Annotated in this window: 20 protein-coding genes and 1 pseudogene; 9 read left to right on the forward strand and 12 right to left on the reverse strand. The window is 40.6% G+C overall.

Translation table 11 applies throughout. The features are described 5' to 3' along the window. Window positions 1-254 precede the first annotated feature (254 nt). Both dhaK and dhaL read left to right on the forward strand, forming a co-directional pair. On the forward strand, window positions 255-1,313 hold the full coding sequence (gene dhaK, locus PGX00_RS18145) for a dihydroxyacetone kinase subunit DhaK (protein WP_272139216.1): 1,059 nt from the start codon (window positions 255-257) through the stop codon (window positions 1,311-1,313). Window positions 1,314-1,335: 22 nt separating this feature from the next. Next, window positions 1,336-1,971 (forward strand): dihydroxyacetone kinase subunit DhaL, encoded by a 636-nt coding sequence (gene dhaL, locus PGX00_RS18150; protein ID WP_272139218.1) that lies wholly within the window; start codon window positions 1,336-1,338, stop codon window positions 1,969-1,971. A 76-nt stretch (window positions 1,972-2,047) separates the two neighbouring features. On the opposite strand, the gene dhaR is transcribed toward dhaL, so the two are convergent. From dhaR to PGX00_RS18175, 5 genes and pseudogenes are all read right to left on the reverse strand, one after another. Next, window positions 2,048-3,976, reverse strand: coding sequence for a dihydroxyacetone kinase operon transcriptional regulator DhaR (dhaR, locus tag PGX00_RS18155; protein ID WP_272140903.1), 1,929 nt, complete (start codon window positions 3,974-3,976; stop codon window positions 2,048-2,050). Window positions 3,977-4,244: 268 nt separating this feature from the next. Beyond that, entirely contained in the window at window positions 4,245-4,502 is a 258-nt protein-coding gene (locus PGX00_RS18160) for a hypothetical protein (RefSeq protein WP_272139221.1), read from the reverse strand. 210 nt (window positions 4,503-4,712) lie between these two features. Beyond that, on the reverse strand, window positions 4,713-5,021 hold the full coding sequence (locus PGX00_RS18165) for a hypothetical protein (RefSeq protein ID WP_272139223.1): 309 nt from the start codon (window positions 5,019-5,021) through the stop codon (window positions 4,713-4,715). A 234-nt stretch (window positions 5,022-5,255) separates the two neighbouring features. After that, window positions 5,256-5,867 (reverse strand): TetR/AcrR family transcriptional regulator, encoded by a 612-nt coding sequence (locus PGX00_RS18170; RefSeq protein WP_272139225.1) that lies wholly within the window; start codon window positions 5,865-5,867, stop codon window positions 5,256-5,258. Window positions 5,868-5,890: 23 nt separating this feature from the next. Then, window positions 5,891-6,327 (reverse strand): annotated as a pseudogene (locus PGX00_RS18175) (hypothetical protein). A gap of 90 nt (window positions 6,328-6,417) precedes the next feature. Between PGX00_RS18175 and PGX00_RS18180 the strand changes: the two are divergent. Next, window positions 6,418-6,864 (forward strand): MarR family winged helix-turn-helix transcriptional regulator, encoded by a 447-nt coding sequence (locus PGX00_RS18180; RefSeq protein ID WP_272139227.1) that lies wholly within the window; start codon window positions 6,418-6,420, stop codon window positions 6,862-6,864. Between the two features lie 70 nt (window positions 6,865-6,934). Here PGX00_RS18180 and PGX00_RS18185 read toward each other — a convergent pair whose 3' ends face one another. Next, complete coding sequence (locus tag PGX00_RS18185; RefSeq protein WP_272139229.1) at window positions 6,935-7,825, reverse strand: MBL fold metallo-hydrolase; 891 nt, start codon at window positions 7,823-7,825, stop codon at window positions 6,935-6,937. A gap of 554 nt (window positions 7,826-8,379) precedes the next feature. On the opposite strand from PGX00_RS18185, the gene PGX00_RS18190 reads away from it, so the two are divergent. Beyond that, window positions 8,380-8,727 carry a cytochrome b/b6 domain-containing protein gene (locus tag PGX00_RS18190; protein WP_272139231.1) on the forward strand — a complete coding sequence of 116 codons (348 nt, stop codon included), beginning with the start codon at window positions 8,380-8,382 and terminating at the stop codon, window positions 8,725-8,727. Window positions 8,728-9,307: 580 nt separating this feature from the next. Here PGX00_RS18190 and tdh read toward each other — a convergent pair. Then, window positions 9,308-10,339, reverse strand: a complete 1,032-nt coding sequence (gene tdh / locus PGX00_RS18195; RefSeq protein ID WP_272139233.1) for an L-threonine 3-dehydrogenase — start codon at window positions 10,337-10,339, stop codon at window positions 9,308-9,310. Between the two features lie 40 nt (window positions 10,340-10,379). Then, window positions 10,380-11,573, reverse strand: coding sequence for a glycine C-acetyltransferase (locus PGX00_RS18200; RefSeq protein WP_272139235.1), 1,194 nt, complete (start codon window positions 11,571-11,573; stop codon window positions 10,380-10,382). A 119-nt stretch (window positions 11,574-11,692) separates the two neighbouring features. Here PGX00_RS18200 and PGX00_RS18205 point away from each other — a divergent pair, with 119 nt between their 5' ends. Both PGX00_RS18205 and gloA2 read left to right on the forward strand, forming a co-directional pair. Continuing rightward, window positions 11,693-12,610, forward strand: coding sequence for a LysR family transcriptional regulator (locus PGX00_RS18205; protein WP_272139237.1), 918 nt, complete (start codon window positions 11,693-11,695; stop codon window positions 12,608-12,610). A 74-nt stretch (window positions 12,611-12,684) separates the two neighbouring features. Further along, window positions 12,685-13,083, forward strand: coding sequence for an SMU1112c/YaeR family gloxylase I-like metalloprotein (gloA2, locus tag PGX00_RS18210; RefSeq protein WP_272139240.1), 399 nt, complete (start codon window positions 12,685-12,687; stop codon window positions 13,081-13,083). A gap of 77 nt (window positions 13,084-13,160) precedes the next feature. On the opposite strand, the gene PGX00_RS18215 is transcribed toward gloA2, so the two are convergent. After that, a complete protein-coding gene (locus PGX00_RS18215) occupies window positions 13,161-13,376 on the reverse strand; it encodes a hypothetical protein (protein ID WP_272139242.1) in 216 nt (71 codons plus the stop codon). A 94-nt stretch (window positions 13,377-13,470) separates the two neighbouring features. After that, window positions 13,471-14,436 carry a LysR family transcriptional regulator gene (locus PGX00_RS18220; RefSeq protein WP_272140905.1) on the reverse strand — a complete coding sequence of 322 codons (966 nt, stop codon included), beginning with the start codon at window positions 14,434-14,436 and terminating at the stop codon, window positions 13,471-13,473. Between the two features lie 100 nt (window positions 14,437-14,536). On the opposite strand from PGX00_RS18220, the gene PGX00_RS18225 reads away from it, so the two are divergent. From PGX00_RS18225 to PGX00_RS18235, 3 genes are all read left to right on the forward strand, one after another. After that, a complete protein-coding gene (locus tag PGX00_RS18225) occupies window positions 14,537-15,919 on the forward strand; it encodes an MATE family efflux transporter (RefSeq protein ID WP_272139244.1) in 1,383 nt (460 codons plus the stop codon). Window positions 15,920-16,148: 229 nt separating this feature from the next. Further along, entirely contained in the window at window positions 16,149-17,246 is a 1,098-nt protein-coding gene (locus tag PGX00_RS18230) for an OmpA family protein (protein WP_272139246.1), read from the forward strand. Further along, window positions 17,243-19,477, forward strand: a complete 2,235-nt coding sequence (locus tag PGX00_RS18235) for an Ig-like domain-containing protein (RefSeq protein ID WP_272139248.1) — start codon at window positions 17,243-17,245, stop codon at window positions 19,475-19,477. The genes PGX00_RS18230 and PGX00_RS18235 overlap by 4 nt, the downstream gene beginning before the upstream one ends. A 97-nt stretch (window positions 19,478-19,574) precedes the next feature. On the opposite strand, the gene PGX00_RS18240 is transcribed toward PGX00_RS18235, so the two are convergent. Together PGX00_RS18240 and PGX00_RS18245 are read right to left on the reverse strand one after the other, a co-directional pair. Then, complete coding sequence (locus PGX00_RS18240; RefSeq protein ID WP_272139251.1) at window positions 19,575-20,318, reverse strand: phosphatase; 744 nt, start codon at window positions 20,316-20,318, stop codon at window positions 19,575-19,577. Window positions 20,319-20,488: 170 nt separating this feature from the next. Then, window positions 20,489-21,421 carry a DMT family transporter gene (locus PGX00_RS18245; protein WP_272139253.1) on the reverse strand — a complete coding sequence of 311 codons (933 nt, stop codon included), beginning with the start codon at window positions 21,419-21,421 and terminating at the stop codon, window positions 20,489-20,491. Window positions 21,422-21,451 lie beyond the last annotated feature (30 nt).

The raw sequence follows: 21,451 nt of genomic DNA on the forward strand, positions 1-21,451 counted from the left end.
ACAAGTAGAAATAACGTCAGTTATATAAGTGAAGTTTGATTCCCACATCAATTAACGTCATAGAAATAATATTGTGAGAACCCAATTATTAATTCAGTCACATTTACAAATAATTTCCTTGATTTGTGTTTCATTTTGAACCATTCGACTTTTTTGCTATGTTTCGAAATGAAACAGGCAAATTAAATTGCTGACCATGAAAAAGGAACTTAATATGGGTCCAGCCCTTTGGTTTCAAGGAATATAAAAGAATAATGAAAAAGATTATCAATAACGTCGACAATGTTGTCTTAGACCAAGTTCAGGGCTTAGTTGCCTCTCGTACTGATCTCAAACTAAATAAAAATCCATGTTATATCTGGCATGAAGAGTCTCCGAACCAAGTTGCATTGGTTTCAGGAGGAGCCTCTGGGCACGAACCTATGCATATTGGATATGTAGGCCAAGGTATGCTTACTGGTGCAATTCCTGGTGAGATATTTGTTAGAGCAACCCCCGACCAAATCTATGAATGTGCGAGCCAAGTGAGCCGTGAGCAAGGCATATTGTTTCTGATTAAAAACTATATTGGTGACAGTATGAACTTTAAGTTAGCAGTAGAGTTGCTTCATTCTGACGGTGTAAAGGTAGGAGCCGTTCTCATTGATGATGATATCGCAGTCAATGATAGCCTTTATACAAACGGACGCAGAGGAATGGCAGGAACAGTCTTGGTAGAAAAAATTGTCGGTGCGGCATCGGCAAAAGGCTATTCATTAGAACAGTGTGAAGAGCTTGGACGTCGTGTGAACAATAACTGTCGGTCGATCAGTGTTGCATTAAGGCCGTGTACCGTCCCAGCCGCAGATCAGCCCTCGTTTGAACTAGGAGAAAACGAAGTCGAGTTTGGTATTGGCATACATGGGGAGCCCGGCATAGAGCGTATGGAATTTACGAACTCTGACGACTTGGTTGATAAGATGTTTGTGGCTCTCAAAGAAAACGCCCCATATAGCAGGGTGCTACCGTGTTGGGATAAGGAGGAAGGTGAATGGCTCGAACTTGATTCTTCGATCAATGACTTTGAATCTGACCATGACTATATAGCGATTGTGAACGGCTTAGGTGGCACTCCAAACTCTGAACTTTATGTTGTCTATAAACGCTTAGCCGAAAATTGTGAAGCAGAGAACTTTCGAATAGCGCGTAACTTAGTTGGCGAGTATTGTACCGCTGTCGATATGTCGGGTATTTCAATCACGCTACTTAAGGCGGATAAGGAAGTGATTGACCTTTTCGATGCACCAGTTAACACAGCTGCAATGACTTGGTAATCCTCTAAATTGGAAGAAAGTGATGCAAATTGAAAAACAACACATTGTTAACTGGCTCTCGCTCTGCGCTAAAGCATACGAAGAGAATAAAGAATTTCTTACTGATTTGGATCGAGATCTTGGTGACTCTGATCATGGGCTGCATATCTGTAGAGGATTTAAAATTGTCTTGGAGAACCTACCTAAATTTGAGAAACAAAACATTGCAACAATATTGAAAAATACAGGTATGACTTTACTCTACAATGTTGGCGGAGCAAGTGGCCCGCTCTATGGAACCCTTTTTATACGAGCCGCCGCTACCATTGGCACCCGTGAGCAACTCTCTTTTGAAGAGTTAATTGATGCCTTAAAAAGCGGTGTTGATGGCATTGTTACGAGAGGCAAAGCCAACGTGGGTGATAAAACTATGTGCGATGTCTGGTTGCCCGTTATTGAGCAGACTCGTTCTAAAATAGCTTCTGGAGCTCATATAGACTCTTTGTTGGAATGTATGGTTTCTACTTCAGAAAAAGGGGCTGTTTCAACCATTGAGATGGAAGCATCCAAAGGAAATGCTCGTTTGCTAGGTAAGCGAAGTATTGGCCATCAAGATCCTGGGGCTACCTCGTCATTAATCATGATCAAAGCATTAGTACAGGCTGTAAATGGAAGCTAAGCCTTTATAATACAAACAAAAAATTCAAGTTATTGAAGCGACTTGGACTCATTTTACGCTCTCTAAAGGGTTGGCATTAGTTAGTTTCAAGCACGTCTTCAAGATCATACTTTTTCACTTTACGCCAAAGCGTTGTACGTCCGATATTCAAGGCTTTCGCCATTTCCTGCAAGCGCCCGTCAAATACTTTCCATGATTGGATGATCGCCTGCTTCTCTAGCTCCTCTAACGTCATAACGGAAGCCGCACTGTTCAATTCTTGATGAGCTTGAAGTTTCACCTCATCAGGTAGATCATCAAGTTCAATACGATTTGAACTGCGATTCAACAAGAAGCGTTCTACAATATTTCGAAGTTGCGAGTTATTACCAAACCAGCGGTAGTTGCACAAAGTTGTCATTACTTCACGCTCAATCTCGATTGTAATTTTGTGCCTTTGCTCATAAATACTCACGAGCTTTGTCACCATATGTTCAATATCTTCTGGCCGGGTTCTCAATGGAGGGATATGGAGTTCATTTGCCGATAGATCATAGTAAAGTATTCGAGCAAAAGAACCTTGCTCAACCCCCTCAGCAATATTGGCCGATGTTCCAGTGATAAGTTGAAACTTAACTTTTATGGGCCTTTCGCTATTACTGCGATTGAACAAGCCCGTTTTAAGCAACTTTAATAAGGTTGCTTGTAACTCAGTACCGAGCAACTCAATATTTTCAATATAGAGTGTGCCATTTTGAGCCAGCTCAAACTTAGAGGGGTGTCCTTCTCCTTCATCATGCCCAAGCACATCTCTTAAAAGTTGATAGGGGTTGGTTGACCGGCAGTTAAGCGAGATGAATGGGCCGTCACGATACTCACTTTCATTGTGTATCGCCATTGCCAAATCAGATTTGCCAACTCCTTCTTCTCCAGTGATCAGGATAGGGGCCCGTGTTTTAATCGCTCGTCCAGCGACCCGCATTACATGCTTCATTTTACGTGAAGCATACATAAGATTCGCAAAGGTATAAGTTGCAGGACTGGCCGATTGTTGCAATGCCAGTTCATGAAATTTATCAACGGGGTGGATGAAAAGTAGGTGCGTACCATCTGACATACAGCGGTACGTGATGATCGCTTCGATAAAACGGCCATCAATTTCAAATGTCGTTTGCTTTCGGCGTACCATTTCGCCTTGTTTGATACTACTTATAATATTTGGGGCGAAACGAATTACATTGAATATATCCCTATCGAGTAAATCGTTACTGTTCACATTGAGCAGCTTCTCAGCTTGACTGCTCGTATACGAAATTAGGTTCTCACTATCCCATGATATGATGCCATCATCCATATACTCCAAAGCTGCGCTATGTGCTGATTGGAGTCGATTCATACTCTCTTGTTCACTTTCAATGTGAAGCTGCAAACTCACCTCACGAGCACAAGAAGTGGCAATCACAATATTCTCTTTTTTGTAATCCTCTGCGCGACGAACTAGCAAGATAGTACCGCGTAATTTGCCATAGGTATCGATAATTGGTGCCGCAACGCTACCAATGTCATGCAAGTCTCGTTTGAAATGATCGCCAGCAAACACTTCATAAGGCATGTTTGTTTCCATAGCGAAACTGACGGCATTCGTACCCACTTTGTCTTCCGTTAGAAAGCACCCCACCTTGATACCTAGTGCATTCATTTTTTCTTCCAGCTCTTGGTGTCCAACATGGGACATCACGCAGCCATTGTCATCTGTAACAATAAGCGCCAGTTTCTCGTTGCGAAGCAGATCGTACATATCTTCTGTTACCCTTGTGGCACAGTTGATAATGCGTTCATTTCTTCGTCTTAGTGAAGTAAGAGTGAAACCGGAAGCAATATGCGGACGAGTCCAATTGTAGGCACTCATTTGCTTGATACAGCGCTGCCAAGATTGGAATACTGGAGAAAAGGCAAATTCAGGCGAAACCCATTGGTGTTTCTGGAAGAATTCCCATCGGGTTTTACTATCTTCGATAGAGAGCATTAGGATAGAGACGGTCATGATTACTAACTTGGTCGTATCCTAGCACAACAATTGCCAGCAGTTACTCGTCTCAATCACACTTAAGCTATTTTCAGGTACGACAGGCATAGCTATGTACCTATAAATAGTGAATGTGACTCTCTATCACTCCTCTATCTTAGCTCTATATCTAGGAGCTTAATTTAAACTATCGATTATTTAGCGTGAAACTTCATATATATTGATATTGAACTTCGGTAAATATGCACTTAATGTGATGCCATAAGTGTTACCATTTTATCAGTTGAGGATTTAGCCCCAGCTGTTCGAGATACAGCTCAAAAAGGCCTTCTTTTTTCATATTTCTAAGAATAACCGAGAGTTGTGGCGCAAGCTCTTTATGTTTTTTGTGTAGCCATAAATGGCTTGTTACTGTCTCCATAACGCCACTTTTCAGAACAGTGCTGTCCGTCGCCATATTCAGCGCGTCACTGATTGTGATTACCCGAGCACCTAATACCTCCAAGCGATAATAGAATAGGTTCACTTGGTTATATTATGAAATTTTCGTTTGGGTTTACATATACTGTCAATCTCACTTTAGAATGTCTGGCTTCTGGCAAAGTAGAAACGTTCGGTTATATGAGAAGAAGGAGTTGGATAAATGGTTTGTATTCTATGAAGCTTTTGTCCATCAGCGCCTTATTCTGTTAAACCCGAAGCTATTAAGTTGCTGAGCTTGTAGCTAGAAGGGAGCTTAGTGCTCCCTATTTATTGGCTCTATAATGTATTCTTGCAGTTCCTGTAGGATTTTTATGGCTAATTGTTTTGCTTCGTATATAGGTAAGTCGTGATCCTCGTAGACAGTACCGTGACTCATGCTGTCCCGAATTTTCTTCATCTTATAGAAAATTGCCATATCTTCATCATTCAGACTTGACCATTTGGAGGCAACACACCAGTTAAACTTAGGGGCTGTGTTGTCTTTTGAGCCTTCAATAGCCTTTTTAAAGTAATCATTCATTGATGCTGATACCCTATCTGGGACATTAAATAGGTGTTGCATGTCTTTGTCATATGTAAGGCTTTTGAATACCTGACCGGTGTGCTTCTCTATAAACTGGTAGTAGTTATTCCAGATATAGATAGGGGAAGATGAAGCACACTCATCACAAACAACATGTGCTTCCTTTATTCCACCACCCCTAGCAAGGTAAAGGTACTCAATTGATAGGTTCTTGTTGCCACAAAAAGGACAAATTTTATAAGTAAAATTGACCTCTATTCAAAGGTTTTTACACTATAAGAGTTCAAGATTAATTAAGCTTCTTAGAATGTTATAATTTTTAGTTTGTTGTTCATAAATACTAGGATAATCTTCGTTAATACTATATATAAGAAAAGGAGATAAAAGTAAGCTAAAATATAGTGCTACGCTATTTTTAAATTTATCACGTTCAATTTTCTGAAAATATGGATCTTTTTTAATGACGCTTATTATTAAGTTATCAAAATTATCTCTTATGATATCTTTTAGCGCTTCATGTTCCACGCTCGATTTTTCGAGTCTGATTACATTAGTTACCAATTTTAAAGTTTCTGTATCATAAGATACCTCACTAAAACATTTCTCTGCTAGATTGACATTATTTGAATTGATTTTTTTAATTAACTCTCTTCTAAACCTAGACATATGCAATTTAATCATTTCTTCTACTAACCCTTCTTTGCTTCCAAAGTGATAGCGAATTAAAGATATATTAAACCCAGACTGCTCAGAGATAATTCTGGTCGTGATAGGTTGGCCGCCATCAGACAGATAGAGTGACTTTACTGTATTTATTAAAGCCTTTCTTGACTCTAAGGTCTGTACAGGCCGACCGGCATTCCTATTCGGACTTACAGTTTTCATATTCTGTTATGCTCCGGGGTTATCTAGTTTCTTATTTTTTTGAATTTCCTACCATCTCGGATATTCATAGTCATTAAAAATAAGTTGGTAGCACCAGCAAGTAGTTCTAATGCTTGAACAATATAGAATGTCGTATCAAAGGTACCATTTATTGCCATTTGGTTTAGATATATCGCGGCAGGAACTAGAATAACAATTCCGTTTATACCGATAATAGGCATACGTTTTTTCTTTTTTCTATGATTTTTCCTTTTCCCCCTTTTGCTATCGAAAAGCCTGTGGCTCCAGTTAGGGAAACTGCGGGAATGAGGATGAAAAGACCTGGAAATACAATAAAAGCCTTAACTTTCGCTACTGACTCAAGTGAACCAAATAATTCAATAAATAGAGTTGAGCTAAAAAAGGTAGCTATACAGATTGTGGCTAATATTGCCGAACTACGATGAATTAGGGGTTTCATATGTGACTCCACACGTGTATAGTTGGTAACATGTTGTCAATATTAATCCATTGACAACATGTTGTCAATGGATGGGAGTGAAATATAGCCATGTTAAAAAAAGCAAATGGAGAAACCTTTACTGAAGTCGTTTTAGAAGTTTTCAAAGTAAGCGGAATGCTTAACGTAGAAGGTGATGATCTTACAAAAGAATTTGGCTTAAGTAGCGCTAGGTGGAAAGTTATGGGAGCGATCGGCAGGTCTGAGACGGCTCTGACGGTACCTCAAATTGGTCGTACTATGGGGCAGAGTAGACAGGCAACGCAGCGAATTGTAGATGTGATGACAAAGGATGGTTTACTGCAATTGGTGGAGAACCCACATCACAAGAGAGCCAAGCTTGTTGACCTTACAGAACAAGGAAAAAAAGTATATAGGCTATTGGATATAAAACAAACATGCTGGGCTAGTAAAGGTGCAGAAGACTTGTCCAAAGAAGAACTAGAGACAACATTGTTCGTACTTCAAAAGATGGCGAGTTACCTTGGTGCGCAATAGAGAAAGGCAGTGATTTTAATTTCGACTGCCTATGCGGATAAATCATTCTGAATCAGATATAGCTATGATGTCATTGCCCTTCCGTTAACAGGCAATATAAAATTTTGGTCATTCGCTCTATGCTAATATGAAACCAAGCCCAGTTTTCGAAGTCTGCCAGTGGATTAACCCTCAACACTTCTTCCATCGATAAACCCTGTTCAACCAATGGTTTGATGCAACCTTTGATGTTGATCAGCATATCTAGTGCTTCTTGCATATCGGCTTTACTACCCAAGGGGCCATGTCCAGGAATGATTACTGTTTTTTCGTTCGCTAATTCAATAACTTGTTGCTGACCAGCGATAAAACCGTCAATGTTGCCCCCGTTATTTAAATCGATGAACGGAAAGACCTTGTTAAAGAACATGTCTCCGGCGTGGATAATATTGGCATCGCTGAAGTGAATTATTATGTCACTATTGGTATGTGCTTTCGGTATGTGCAATAACTTAAGGGTTTGGCCATTCAGATAAAAGGTAGCAGTATCATTGAATGTTAGGTTGGGTAAACCTGTCTTATCAAATTGACTATCTGCAAGCAGAGCGCTACGTGTATTATCATGTGCGATAATTTTTGCACCTGTAGCCGAATAAATAGGATTGCAGGCGAGATGATCAGCATGGAGGTGTGTGTTTATGACGAAATTGACAGTGTCGTCGGCCATTTTTTGGGTTGTCGCTAGTGTCATTTGACCCGCTTTTTCCAGTCCATTATCAATTAAGACAATACCGTCATCTCCGATTAGAAGACCTAAATTTCCACCAGGGTTTCCTCCATCAACTTCTAATGCATAGATCCCCCCAAGATTTGTTGATTTCCATGAGTCTTCACCTATAGGCATTACAGCACCTTTATACACTCCGCCGTTGGTTTCACCTCGTAAAAACGATCTATCGTCAGAAGAAGTTAATTTGTTCATAGCGATTATTACCTCTAATTGGTTTTCACTTAAGTTGTAGTTTGGCTTTTAAAAATTACACCTTGTCGCAAGAAGCACATAACAATGACACAATGTTGTCATATTGGCAACGTGCTGTCATGATATCTGAGATGTGACAACATATTGCTAATATGATTTTCAGAAGAATAGAAATGAGTCAATATTTACATATGAGACAGAAGGCAAGACAATGAAACTAAGGTTGCGGCGAAGAACTGTGTTCAGTTTAATCTCTACATGCCTACTAACAGCAAGTTTTCCGCTTGTAGCAGAGAATTCAGCTTTTGAGAAGGTATGTCAGTCATGCCATACAGGTGGTCTTAAAGGTTGGATTTCTGGAGCCCCAAATATCAATGATAGAGATATTTGGGGCCGATACCTTAAAACACACTCCGAAGACTAGATGAGAGCCATTGTTTTCAAAGGATTAAACGATCATGATGTCAAAGGTGGTTGCTCTAAGTGTTCTGACACAGAGATCAGCAGTGCAATCGACTTTATTTTTTCCAAAGTTAAGTAAGGAGAAGATGAGGATGAACCGATACTCACCAGCACTAATTGTATTGCATTGGGCATTGGCTTTGGCGTTATTCGTAGCCTTATTTATGGGGGGCGACATTGCCTCCCTATCTAATGATCTTGACTTAAAAGTAGATAGGTTGGTTGTCCACATGTCCGCTGGAGGGGTGATAGGCGCACTTTTTGTTGTTCGTTTGGTTGCAATATATCTTTCGCGACCAATTATGACCGACAAAAAGGCCAATAATAGATTCGCTAAGCTCGTGAAAGCCTATCATCTGGCACTATATTTTGTGGTTTTTGCTATTGTTCTTAGTGGTATTGCGATTGCCATCCAAATCAATATGAAAGGTATTGTATAACTGAGTGAGACGATGCCATCTAATCTTTCATCAGTACCAATTAGAAAAGCTCATGGTGTATTAACAAAAATAATTGCAATTATGGTTACTTTGCACGTGTTTGCTGCGCTTTACCATCAACTTATTTTAAAAGACTATTTGTTTTCTCGAATGTGGTTTCAAAGGAAGGTGGATAAATAGACAGTCACTCATCGAGTGCATAATGATGCAGATAGTAAAATTTTGAATAAGCAAGCCGCTCATGCTCGGTTTTGGGTGGCTCCGTGCTGTGCCGTTCTGGTATCTTTCATAACTTCACGTATCGCAAACTCAGCAGAATAATCCGCTGCTGAGTAGTCGCACTAACCAATAAAGGGGCAAAGATATGTTAGTAGGTATAGTTCTAGCGCATCACTGGACAAAAAGCATTAGCTTAATTTTAGTAAAAAGTCCCAAGAGTATCATTGGGGCTACTTATATAAATTTTGGGGCTTTTTTGGGGCTTTTTGTGGGGCTAAATACTGCTTTATTTTCCATTTAACTGTGAATAAAAACAGTATTTAGTAAGCGATATGTTTTCTAGTTTAGAGCGGTTTTATTTCTATTCCCAATCTAATATAACTTTCCCAGACAGCCCACTACGCATAGTGTCGAAGCCTTTTTGGAAATCATCAATCTTGTAGTGGTGAGTGATGATCGGGGTAAGATCTAAGCCTGATTGGATGAGGCTGGCCATCTTATACCAGGTTTCGAACATCTCACGGCCATAGATCCCTTTTATTACCATACCCTTAAAAATTACTTGGTTCCAATCGATGCCCATATCTTTTGGTGGAATACCAAGTAATGCAATTCGACCTCCATGGTTCATAGCGTGTAGCATGCTATTAAATGCGGATGGGTTACCAGACATTTCTAACCCTACGTCAAATCCTTCTGTCATTTCTAGCTCAGCCATCACCTCTTCGAGGTTTTGCTTGGCCACATTGACAGCACGAGTTACGCCCATTTTCTCGGCCAACTCTAAACGGTATTCGTTAACATCTGTAATAACAATATGGCGAGCACCAACATGCTTTGCAACGGCGGCCGCCATAATCCCAATCGGACCTGCACCTGTAATAAGCACATCCTCTCCAACCAAATCAAATGACAAAGCGGTGTGAACAGCATTACCGAATGGGTCAAATATTGATGCTAGATCATCTGAAATACTGTGTGGAATTTTAAATGCGTTGAACGCAGGTATAACAAGAAACTCAGAGAATGCGCCCGTACGATTCACACCAACACCAACTGTATTTCTACAAAGATGGGTTCGCCCACCTCGACAATTTCGGCAATGACCGCAGGTAATATGCCCTTCACCAGACACTCGGTCACCTAGTTCGAAACCACGTACTTCTTGCCCAATACCGACGACCTCACCCACGTATTCATGACCTACAACCATCGGAACAGGAATAGTACTTTGTGACCAGTCATCCCAGTTGTAGATATGTATGTCTGTTCCGCAGATGGCGGTTTTCTTAATTCGGATCAACAGGTCATTGTGACCCAGTTCTGGCTTATCAACCTCTGTAAGCCAGATACCTTCTTCAGGTTTTAATTTTGCTAATGCTTTAATTTTCATACTCAATACTCTCGAAACACGCTAAGTCTTAACCCGAAGGTTATATGATCGCCATCTCTTTACCCACTTGGATAAAGGCATCAATCGCTCTATCCAACTCTTCGCGAGTATGTGCCGCAGACATCTGGGTACGAATACGCGCTTGCCCTTTTGGTACAACAGGGAATGAAAATCCCACCACGTAAATACCTTTTTCTAATGCACGTTCAGCAAATTCAGCGGCAACTTTTGCATCGCCTAGCATGATAGGAATAATTGCGTGGTCAGCCCCACCCATAGTGAAACCAGCTTCTTCCATACGAGCACGGAAATGGGCCGAATTTTCCCATAAACGATCACGTAATTCGCCACTTTCTTCCAATAACGTAAGCACTCGAATAGATGCTGAGACAATAGCGGGCGCTACAGAGTTTGAGAATAAATAAGGACGAGAGCGTTGACGTAACCAATCAACCACTTCTTTTTTACCCGAAGTATAACCACCAGAAGCACCGCCCATGGCTTTACCTAACGTACCTGTAATAAGGTCAATTCGGTCAATTACGTCATGGTATTCGTGAGTACCGCGACCGTTTGCCCCCATAAAACCAACGGCGTGAGAGTCATCAACCATCACCAATGCATTATATTTATCCGCTAAATCACAGATTGCAGGAAGGTTTGCAACAACACCATCCATCGAAAATACACCATCTGTCACGATCAGTTTATGACGAGCTCCGGCATTGTCGGCATCGATTAATTGCTGCTCTAGCTCTTGCATGTTGTTATTGGCATAACGAAAACGCATTGCCTTACATAAACGGACACCATCAATAATAGAAGCATGGTTTAATGCATCTGAAATGATCGCGTCTTCTTTGCCTAAGATCGTTTCAAAAAGACCCGCATTTGCATCGAAACACGAGGTATACAAGATCGTATCTTCTTTGCCTAGGAATTCAGATAGCTTTTCTTCTAATACTTTATGAGAATCTTGTGTTCCACAAATAAAACGAACCGACGCCATTCCGAAACCGTGTTCATCCATACCATCTTTAGCGGCTTGAATAAGGTCTGGGTGATTCGCTAACCCAAGGTAGTTATTCGCACAAAAATTCAGTACTTCTTCTCCGGTTGAGATAGAAACAGCGGCCTTTTGTGCAGAGGTAATAATACGTTCAGACTTATAGAGTCCTTCTTCTTTGACTTCTTGAATCTGTTTATTTATCTGATCATAAAATGCAGAAGACATGCTTATATTCCTTCCAGAAATGAGTGTATTTACAGTGTAAAGCTATTCTAATTGATCGGGATAAAGACTATTATCCCTCCACATGGAAAAACATTAATGAATCCAAGGCACAAATAACAATGATTTCTAATAAGTTGCTTACACTGCTTCCCGATCTTGCTGCCTTTATTTTAGTCGAACAGGAAAAAAGTTTTACAGCAGCAGCAAAAAAACTCAATGTGACTCCTTCCGCACTAAGTAAAACCATCACACGCTTAGAAAAAGCACTCTCGGTCAAGCTATTCGAAAGAACGACGCGAAAGCTACTGATTACAGAAGCGGGCAAAAAAATCTATGAAGAGTGCCTAACAATGGTTAATTCGGCTCAGCAGGCCATTGAGCTTTCAGCAGAGGACCATAACCACCCCAGTGGCTCAATTACTGTTGCAGCACCAGAAGCTTTTCTTAATTCTGTATTACAACCGTTTGTCATTCCTTTTCTAAAGAAATACCCAGATATCCAGTTAAAGCTTCGCGCGGCAGATGGGGCAATAGATATCTTTAAGAACGGTATTGATATTGCCTTTCGGCTCACGGACAAACCCGACGAGAACTTAGTGCTAAAAGAGATGGGTAAAACGAAACTGGTACTGTGCGCTAGCCCTGATTATCTTATCGACAGAGGTCACCCTACTCACCCCAACCAACTAACAGAGCACGATTGCCTTTATCTAGCTGAAACCGACACTGATCATATATGGAATTTTGTTAAAGATGACGAGTTGCATCAAGTATCTGTTTCAGGACGTTACGCCGTCAACCATTCTCAGATGCGACTTAATGGGGTCAAAAATGGCCTAGGGATTGGTATTTTTCATGATTTTGTTATTCAAGAGGCACTTAAGAAAGGTGAAGTCGAAGAAGTATTGAATGACTGGACGATAAAAGGTAATTACCATGGCATTATTGCCCTACAGTTTGCTCAAACCAAGTACATGCCCGCTCGATTCCGTGTATTCATTGATTATGTGATGGAGCATTTACCCATATCCAATTAACCTAATAAGTAATTGGTTCTCGAAAAATTAAGAGACTTTCTTAATCCGACTTGAAGTTAACTAGGAGATCACCTGTGCTTAAACGAATTCATCATACCGCTATTATCTGTTCCGATTATGAGGTCTCAAAGCAGTTCTATATTCAAACTCTGGGTTTAAAAGTCGTCGCGGAAAATTACCGAGCTCATCGAGACTCTTATAAGCTGGATCTTGCTCTACCGGATGGTGGACAAATTGAATTGTTCTCTTTTCCCAATGCCCCTAAACGTCCAGATACTCCAGAAGCTCAAGGATTAAGGCACCTCGCATTTGTAGTGGATTCGGTAGAAGATTCAAAACGTGAATTAGAGAGCAAAGGTATCGACGTAGAGCCGATTCGGGTTGATGAATATACTGGTAGAGCTTTCACTTTTTTCAAAGACCCAGACGGATTACCGTTGGAACTTTACCAAGAACATCAACAAGACGACTAAACCATAGGATCTATTAGGCGCCTTGCTGTCTAGCTTTGTTTTTTATGCCAAACTAGTTATGTTTGTAGCCTACAGTATTACTTATCCTCTGAATGATAACTGGAATGCGAGCAGTAGTAACAACCGTTTGATTGAGGGTATATCGCTTTAGCAGCATCCAACGCGGTGCTGCACGCAATATGATAGCCAAGCGGATCACAGTTTTTTATACCTGGGCTGTGAGTACATGATGCGGTGTGAATTTCATGATCGCCATTTTCTTGTGCTTTCTTATCCACATAAAACAAACTCATAATCACCTCTAACAATTAATGTTCTCGAACAACCACACTACTCCTATAAAAATTTAGAGATAGATAAGATTGCGAATTGTTAGGGGCCCATCACTTACAGCGCTAATTCACTATCCTGCACTACTCCTTTCCAGAGGTACTGATCAGCTAAACGATTAAGGGTTTGTACCTCTTTGTCCGTTTCTATCTTTAACCATTCTATAATCTCATCTACTATTGCTGATTTAGTACGACGATGACAAAAGTATTGCCACGGACTGTATTGAACCGGTGCTCCTTCAGGGCATATTAAATAACCATGCTCTAATTCAGGCAATACCAACAGCAGATCCGTCACTGTCACACCCTGCCCCGATAGACATGCACTTAACGCCATATCCAGAGTAAAGAAGGTGGTATCTCGCGCCTTTGTAAAGTGATCAAAATGCGTGTTTCTTAGCCATGTTATCCAATCATAATGATCCATGGTTGGATGAAGCCTAGGCATTTGAATTATCGCTTCTATATTAGATTGATCGGATACGAGTTGTTGCGCGCATACGGGAGCCATAAATTCTTCTCGCAGATATAAGATATCCGGATTATCCGCATAAATAGATCCTCGGCGAGTGTTTAATATCAACACATCGTATTCACTCGCATTCACACTTTCATCTTCATCCATACTAGGAATAACGACTATTTCGTAATCTGGAAACTTTTCATGCAACTGTTGGATTTTAGGTATAAGTGAACGAGTCGCGTAACTTAAAGCGGCCTTAATGACGATTTTTTTCTGGCTCTCTTGCTTCCAGCTGGCTATCAATGACTCTAACGCTAGATAGTTTTTTTCTAACACCGAGTATAGTGCGTGTCCTTTTAATGTCAGCTCAATAGAACGATTGCCTCTAATCACTAGAGTTTCGTTTAAATCATCTTCAAGCTGTTTTACCTGCCGACTCACCGCACTTTGAGTAACGTGCAATTCATTTGCTGCTAAGGTAAAGCTCATAAGCCTTGCTACAGATTCAAACACCTGCAAGCCTTTATGAGAATAAGGTAAATTAGAATAGGGTGACATATTAGTTCGCATGAGTTTATGTAATGTCAGAATGGCACAAATGTAAATTGAACGCTAGCCTTGAAAACGTTAATTTGTGCTTCATAACATTGAGGCTTGTATGCAAAAATTAATATCTCTCGCACTACCACTTATTATTTCTCAACTCATTTCTATGGCGTTGGTACTTACCGATATCTGGATGATGTCTCGCATAAGCGTACAAGCACTTGCTGCTGGTGGATTAGGTGCGTCCGTATATTCATTCGTTTTTCTTATTGCGGCAAGTACCGTTGGCTGTAGCGCGAACCTAATTGCCATCGCTTACGGGCAAAGTCTAGCTCGCCCTGAGTTTGGCATGCAGCAAATTCGAAACGCTGTAAAAGGCGCGGTGGTATTAGCCGTACTATGTACTTTATTATTGACCATGAGTTTCTACTTTGCACCAGAGCTATTACGGTCAGCAAAGCAATCAGATAGTGTCATTTCTGTCGCGATGGATTATCTCCATGCACTGAAATGGGCGATGTTGCCTACCTTATTGTTATTGGTATTGCGAGGCCTTACGAGTACGTTCGGAGATGCCCGTTCAGTTATGCTGATGTCCGTTGTTACTGTATTAATAAATGTCCCTATCAGTTACGTATTGGCATTTCCTTTAGGGTACGGGATAGCCGGTCTTGGTTCTGGGACAGCAATTTCCGCACTTATCTCATTAATCGGTTACGGTTGCTGGGTTTTTGCCCGCGAAAAATACCACCGTTTTGCCCCATGGTTAAGACTTGAAGAATATTCCATAAAACTCATTACACCTTTATTGACTATGGGTCTGCCGATTGCCCTAGTGAGTGTTCTAGAGCATGGGCTCATCTATGGCGGAACATTAATGGCGGGAATGCTCAGCGTTGCATCCTTGGCGATGCACCAAATATTGTTACAGTGCTTAAGCTTTACGTGGAACATTAATTTCGGTTTTTCTCAAGCTGCCGCTATTTTAGTTGGTAAAGATTACGGTGCTGGTAACCAGAATGGAATTAGAAAAATTTCACTGCAAAGTTTTAAACTAGTGACATTACTTAGCATAATACTGGCTGCTGTATTCATTCTCTGGCCGGAGTCCATCGCTCAACTATTTCAGCTTGACGAAAGTGGTACGTCCAAGGATATGGAGTTAACTCTATTACTTACCTCCTCTATCTGGGTAGTTGCTTTGTGCTTTGTTGTTGATGCTTGGCAATTACTAGCCCTGAACCTACTGAGAGGAATGAAGATAGTGCTTTCACCAACGATTATGACTGCTGTAGGTTATTGGATCTTTGGCTTACCTTCTGCATGGTGGTTAATGCAACAGTATGGTTTAGCCGGTATTTGGGGAGGGATTGGTGTTGGTTTGGCTGTTACAGGGATCTTACTCCTAATTCAGCTCTTGAAGGTACTCAACACGGAAAATTCAGATAACAACCCTAAAGAAATTCTAGAAGTGATTGTCTGTTCATCTAAGTAATAACGGCCTACTAATCCAATTATGCTTTTATTTCTATAGCATATGGTTTTCCATATGCTATTTCATTTCAAAAACTGAAGCCTATTCTCATTATCATCCTTTTCCTACATAAGTATTAAACCCTTATGTGCATAATGCTCTCTATCGTAAATTCAACATCAAACCACACTTTATACCGAACGGTATCCTTCTGAATTAAAAGGCTATTTTAGGACAAAAGGGGGCAACATTGTCGCAAGATTTTTTAATAAAACATTCATCATTACTTTGTTTAATGATCGCGTTTATATCATCTAGTGCTTATTCTAATCCAACGCTAGACAATGTTTACCTAGGCAGCAAACTAAGTTGGAGTTATGTGCACAATGCGTGTGAACCTCAACAATTAAGTTGTGATAAGGACATGCTAGGTGGTGGTATATATGGTGGGGTTCAGTGGAATAAATGGATTGCAACTGAAATCGGCTATCTCGATTTCGGAGATGTGGATGCCGTCTATCCAGCACTAATGAATGCGTCCATTAAAGCTCCATACAGTAGTGAGATTAAAGGTATAGAATTTAGCCTTAAACCATCCATTCAAATCAATGACAAACTCACGGTATTCGGAAAGGTTGGTGCATTAGCATGGCAAAATGAAGTCAAGGGTAGAGAAATTGATTTTGATTATACAAAGTCAGAGAAAGGCTGGGATGCTTTGTTTGGTCTCGGCACAGAATACGCTCTAAATGATCAGTGGTTTCTACGTGCAGAGTTTCAACAATTTCCTAATCTCGGAGGCCATGAGACAGGCCGCAGCAATATAAGCATGCTTTCCGCAGGAATTACCTATCGTTTCATTACAAAACAAAAAAACAAGGTGCCAACTGTTACCAATCCGCACCCAGTCGCCAACAAAACTATTCAAAATAACCACAATATTTATGATCAAGTAGATAAAACAGAACGAAATAAAACAGAGCTAACTAATAAAGAACTTCCGGTAGTGCTATTTGGATTTGATTCATATTCACTATCGGATGCAATGAAAAATGAACTTAATCTGATCGTCGGCTATTTAAAAGAACACCCTAATACACACGTATTAGCTAGCGGTTATACCGATGGAATTGGAACCGACCCATACAATAAAGCGCTATCAATTCGTAGAGCAACTGCCGTCAAAAATTATCTGACTTCTCAAGGTATCGAAACTCATCGGATCCAAGTAGAAGGTCTAGGGGCAAGAAGCCAAGTAGCAAACAATAAAACTGACCATGGAAGAATGAAAAATCGTCGAGTCGTATTAACAACGTGGATAAATAACTTTGGAGGCGTAAAAATATGACCGACAAAACATCTTATAAAACAATCATAATTGTGTTTGTATTGGCATTTCTTACTGCATGTAACAGTGACAATAACGGCCTACCAAAACAAGCAGAGCGACTTACCGATATAGTAGATGTACTTGTACTACCTGAAAACTCATCGATACCTATAGGCCTATCTGAACAACTTAGCGCAGAAATCACTCTGCTTGATGGCCGTGTAATCGACGTCACTCAAGCAGATAACGTAAACTGGAGCAGCAGCGATAAAAACATCGCCACTGTAAGCAATGATTTCGAAGACAAAGGGAAAGTAACAGGACATTCGATAGGAAAAGTAACTATTACCGCTTCAGGTGTTGATAATGGGCAACGGGTCAGTGGTACTGCTCAGGTCGAAGTGAGCAACCTTGTTGTTACACAGTTGCAAGTTACGTCCACCAACCCATCAGTCCCAATAGGACTAACACAAAATCTAGTTGCGGAAGTCACACTGTCAAATGGGCAAGTCATCGATGTAACACAAGATGACGCCATAACATGGGCTAGTGACGATGTCTCAATTGCGAGTGTAAGCAACGAGGCTGGTACCAAAGGGCAGATTACAGGTATTAGCAAAGGAACCGTAATCATAACGGCATCCGGGACCGCGAATGGTCAGTCATTCATAGGAACAGTTGAAATCGAAATCACAGATGTGGTTATCATTCACCTAAATTTGGAAGTAGCTGAATCGCACTTACCTATCGGTCTATCCGAAAATTTAAGGGCCATCGCCACATTATCAAATAATGACATCATTGACGTGACGAACAGTGAAACAGTTCAGTGGAGCAGTAATGATGTGTCTATCGCTAAGGTCGATAATATTGGACCAACTAAAGGCATGCTCACTGGTATCAATAAGGGCACTGTGATAGTTACGGCTTCTGGTATGGCAAATAAAAAGTCATTCACTAGTAGCGTTCAAATTGAAGTAACCGATGCAATAGTCACGACGCTGCGTATTACACAAGAGCAAGTATCCCTAGCTTCTGGTCTGACTCGGCTCTTATTTGCAGAAGCGACAATGTCTGATGGTGAAATACTTGATGTATCAACAAACAAGGCACTTAGCTGGAGCAGCAGTGATACCTCAATCGCATCGGTAAGTAATGGGGAGGATAATCAAGGCGAATTATCAGGCCTAGCACCAGGGTTCGTGACCATCACAGCTACAGGAATGGCGAACAACAATTTGTTTACTGATTCTATACAGGTTGAAATAACAGATGCTATCGTTACTCAACTGACGATAGAAACACCCGACTCATCACTACCTACTGGGCTGAATTTGTTTCTCACGGCCAAGGTCACGCTGTCAGATGGAGAAAAAGTGAACGTGACGGATAACGATGCCATTAGTTGGAGCAGCAGTGATCTCACAACCGCGAGTGTCAGTAATAACCAAGCAGACAAAGGGATGATTAGTGGGCTTAATCAAGGTAACGTATCCATTACCGCATCAGGCACTGCCAACGGCCAATTTTTCAGTGATACTATAGAGATAATTATCACTGAACCGATATTGCAAAAACTAGAACTCAATGTTTCATCTGTCCGAGTTACCGAATATTTTGGCGTTCAATTAACAGCATTGGCAATATACTCAGACGGACATTCTTACGATGCAACAGCGACAAGTCAATGGCACAGCGACAGTACTGACCTGTTAATTACCAATGGTAAGGTAAGCACTCTAAACCTTGTTGATGGACAAGAAGCTCAAGTAAGCGCATCTTATCTCGGCGTTGAATCTGAACCCGCCTCTGTCACTATGGTCGAATCGGAAGTAAGCCAGACTATGGGCTTAGAAACCGCCTATACCGATGACATTTCAGCCGATCTAAACCAACAACTAAAATTTCGAGGGGGTTCGGTAATTAATGGCATCTATGATGCGACAAGCGATATACGACTAGCTGGAGGAACAGGAACCTACAGTGTAGATTCATCACCGTTTTTTGCCGACCAAATGCTAGTCAACAATGTTTCATATTTGAAAGGGTTTGTAGGTAAAATTCGTAGTGAGGAAGATCAACTACAAATCTTAGAATGGGACGAAGGTACACCCCGTTCTGTAGGCTATTGGTATACAGAAGAGTGGTCTGAGGTTTTCATTCACAATGAAGTGTTGGGCATTATTGTATATAAATCGTCGCCGGAAGAAGCGGCAGACGTTACGGGTATGCAGTTTATATACCGATAAAAAAACTATTTCTCTATATTAACCTTTTAAATTAACGGTCAACTTTATTGACCGTTAATTAATATCAACACTCACAAGCAGCAACTAAACCAATAAATTATAGGTGCTCGAACTCAGCAATTGGCGCTCGTTTTCGAAGCTCTAAAAATGCCATAAACTGCTTAGCGGTATGAGTAATCACCTGAGAAGTCGGCATTCCAACTTTATCAAGCAGGTCGCTCGCTTTTTCTAATCGACCAATATCCACACAAAAATGCGCATCAGAACCTGTCGTGATGTAAGTACCTACTTCTTTTGCAACCATGGCAATTTCATAGCAACGTTCTACGCTTCCCACGCGACTATGGCCTTTCAAAGAACTGTTATTAATTTCAACGGCTACATTGTGTTCTTTTGCACAGGTCAATACCTTATGAAAATCGAAATCAAAACTTGGATTACCTAAATGACCTAGTGCATCAACACGGCCACTTTTTATTACATTGATTAATGCTTCGGTGTGGGTCGCTTTGTCTTTAGATGGGAATACTGGCTCATGGAAGCTGGCAATTACCCAATCGAGTTTTACATCAAGTGTTGGGTGTATATCCACTTCACCAGCCACGTTGAGAATATTCGACTCAATACCACGAATGACACCAACGTCTGACAAAAATCGAGGTAGTATCTGTTGATTGGCGAAAAACCAATAATGTGGTGCACCAGGCATCGTTTCAGCATGATCGGTCGAACAAAAAACCTTTAACCCATTCTCACTCGCTGACTTCGCATTCTCTATTAATGTACTGTACGCGTGCCCACTTGCATAGGTATGAGTATGTGTATCCACTTCAAATTTCATATCGCCTCACTAGCCCATCTTTTATTCATTATTTTAAACAAGTGTAACAATTATTTTCTAATTAACTCACACTTTCTCATCATCTAATATGAAAAATAATTTTCTAAACATTACGAGAATTTCTTACCTTATCGAATGCAACAGCTATCAATTATTATAAATGCTCACTTTTAGGCTTCAGGTAACTTTTTCAACCTAGGCTTATGCCAAACATTAACAATTTTTGGCCATAGAACTTGCAGGACGCTCGCCATAATAATAAGCGAAACACCGATAAGTTTTTCAGACGTAAGCGTTTCATTGAAGAACGCCATCTGCCAAATTAAAGTAAAGATTAAGTTGGTGAAGATCAATGGTGCTAGCTGAGAATTGCTATCAACCAATTTATACGCTTTAGCTCGGAACGTTTGGTTACTAATAATGACAAATGTAAGTGCAATTACAGCGACCCAGATAGACCAACTCGTCATAGGCTCAGACATTATCTGAACATCTATATCCGATACGCCATACCACATGGCTATAGGCAAGACGACAATTGAACTAAAGAAAAAACTCCAAGCATTAACAGCCATGGCTGGCATATCACCCTTAGTTGAACGATAAAGACTCAATTGAGAACCCGCATTAAAGACTGCCGCACCTAATCCAACCAATAACTCAGGTTTCAAAGCAATACCGCTTACGTCACCAGCGAGCATTAAAACCCCAGAGAATGTGGCAACTAAGCCGATCTTAGTGACGATCTGAACTTTTACACCAAAAAATATTTTTTCAAATATAGGAATAAAAAGTGGGCCAGTAGCGAATAACACCACGCTTTCCACCAACGTAAGCGTATTAAGGGAAAACAAAAAACACACCTGACAACCAGCTACGCACAAAGCCCTTATAACAAGGGATTTCGTTACGTTTTTTTGAGGAAACATAAATCGTGTAGTCGCCATCATAAACAACATAACAATAGCAGGAACAAATAGCCGCAAAAACACCAATAAAGGTAAGCTAAACTGTTCTGTTAGATACTTTGCGATAACGCCAGATAAAGAAAGACTTAATGTAGATAAAAGCATAAAAATGGTGGGTTTATATTCAATGGGCATACATACCTCCTTGGACATGTGCATATTAGA

The organism is Vibrio algarum (assembly GCF_028204155.1).
Classification (GTDB): Bacteria; Pseudomonadota; Gammaproteobacteria; order Enterobacterales; family Vibrionaceae; genus Vibrio; species Vibrio algarum.

Coding starts and splice junctions, on each gene's coding strand:
- PGX00_RS18225 (WP_272139244.1), top strand. CDS start 14,537: ATGCAAAAATTAATATCTCTCGCACTACCACTTATTATTTCTCAACTC.
- PGX00_RS18215 (WP_272139242.1), bottom strand. CDS start 13,376: ATGAGTTTGTTTTATGTGGATAAGAAAGCACAAGAAAATGGCGATCAT.
- PGX00_RS18170 (WP_272139225.1), bottom strand. CDS start 5,867: ATGAAAACTGTAAGTCCGAATAGGAATGCCGGTCGGCCTGTACAGACC.
- PGX00_RS18180 (WP_272139227.1), top strand. CDS start 6,418: ATGTTAAAAAAAGCAAATGGAGAAACCTTTACTGAAGTCGTTTTAGAA.
- PGX00_RS18240 (WP_272139251.1), bottom strand. CDS start 20,318: ATGAAATTTGAAGTGGATACACATACTCATACCTATGCAAGTGGGCAC.
- PGX00_RS18190 (WP_272139231.1), top strand. CDS start 8,380: ATGAACCGATACTCACCAGCACTAATTGTATTGCATTGGGCATTGGCT.
- PGX00_RS18200 (WP_272139235.1), bottom strand. CDS start 11,573: ATGTCTTCTGCATTTTATGATCAGATAAATAAACAGATTCAAGAAGTC.
- PGX00_RS18205 (WP_272139237.1), top strand. CDS start 11,693: ATGATTTCTAATAAGTTGCTTACACTGCTTCCCGATCTTGCTGCCTTT.
- PGX00_RS18235 (WP_272139248.1), top strand. CDS start 17,243: ATGACCGACAAAACATCTTATAAAACAATCATAATTGTGTTTGTATTG.
- PGX00_RS18185 (WP_272139229.1), bottom strand. CDS start 7,825: ATGAACAAATTAACTTCTTCTGACGATAGATCGTTTTTACGAGGTGAA.
- PGX00_RS18245 (WP_272139253.1), bottom strand. CDS start 21,421: ATGCCCATTGAATATAAACCCACCATTTTTATGCTTTTATCTACATTA.
- dhaR (WP_272140903.1), bottom strand. CDS start 3,976: ATGCTCTCTATCGAAGATAGTAAAACCCGATGGGAATTCTTCCAGAAA.
- tdh (WP_272139233.1), bottom strand. CDS start 10,339: ATGAAAATTAAAGCATTAGCAAAATTAAAACCTGAAGAAGGTATCTGG.
- PGX00_RS18165 (WP_272139223.1), bottom strand. CDS start 5,021: ATGCAACACCTATTTAATGTCCCAGATAGGGTATCAGCATCAATGAAT.
- PGX00_RS18220 (WP_272140905.1), bottom strand. CDS start 14,436: ATGTCACCCTATTCTAATTTACCTTATTCTCATAAAGGCTTGCAGGTG.
- dhaK (WP_272139216.1), top strand. CDS start 255: ATGAAAAAGATTATCAATAACGTCGACAATGTTGTCTTAGACCAAGTT.
- dhaL (WP_272139218.1), top strand. CDS start 1,336: ATGCAAATTGAAAAACAACACATTGTTAACTGGCTCTCGCTCTGCGCT.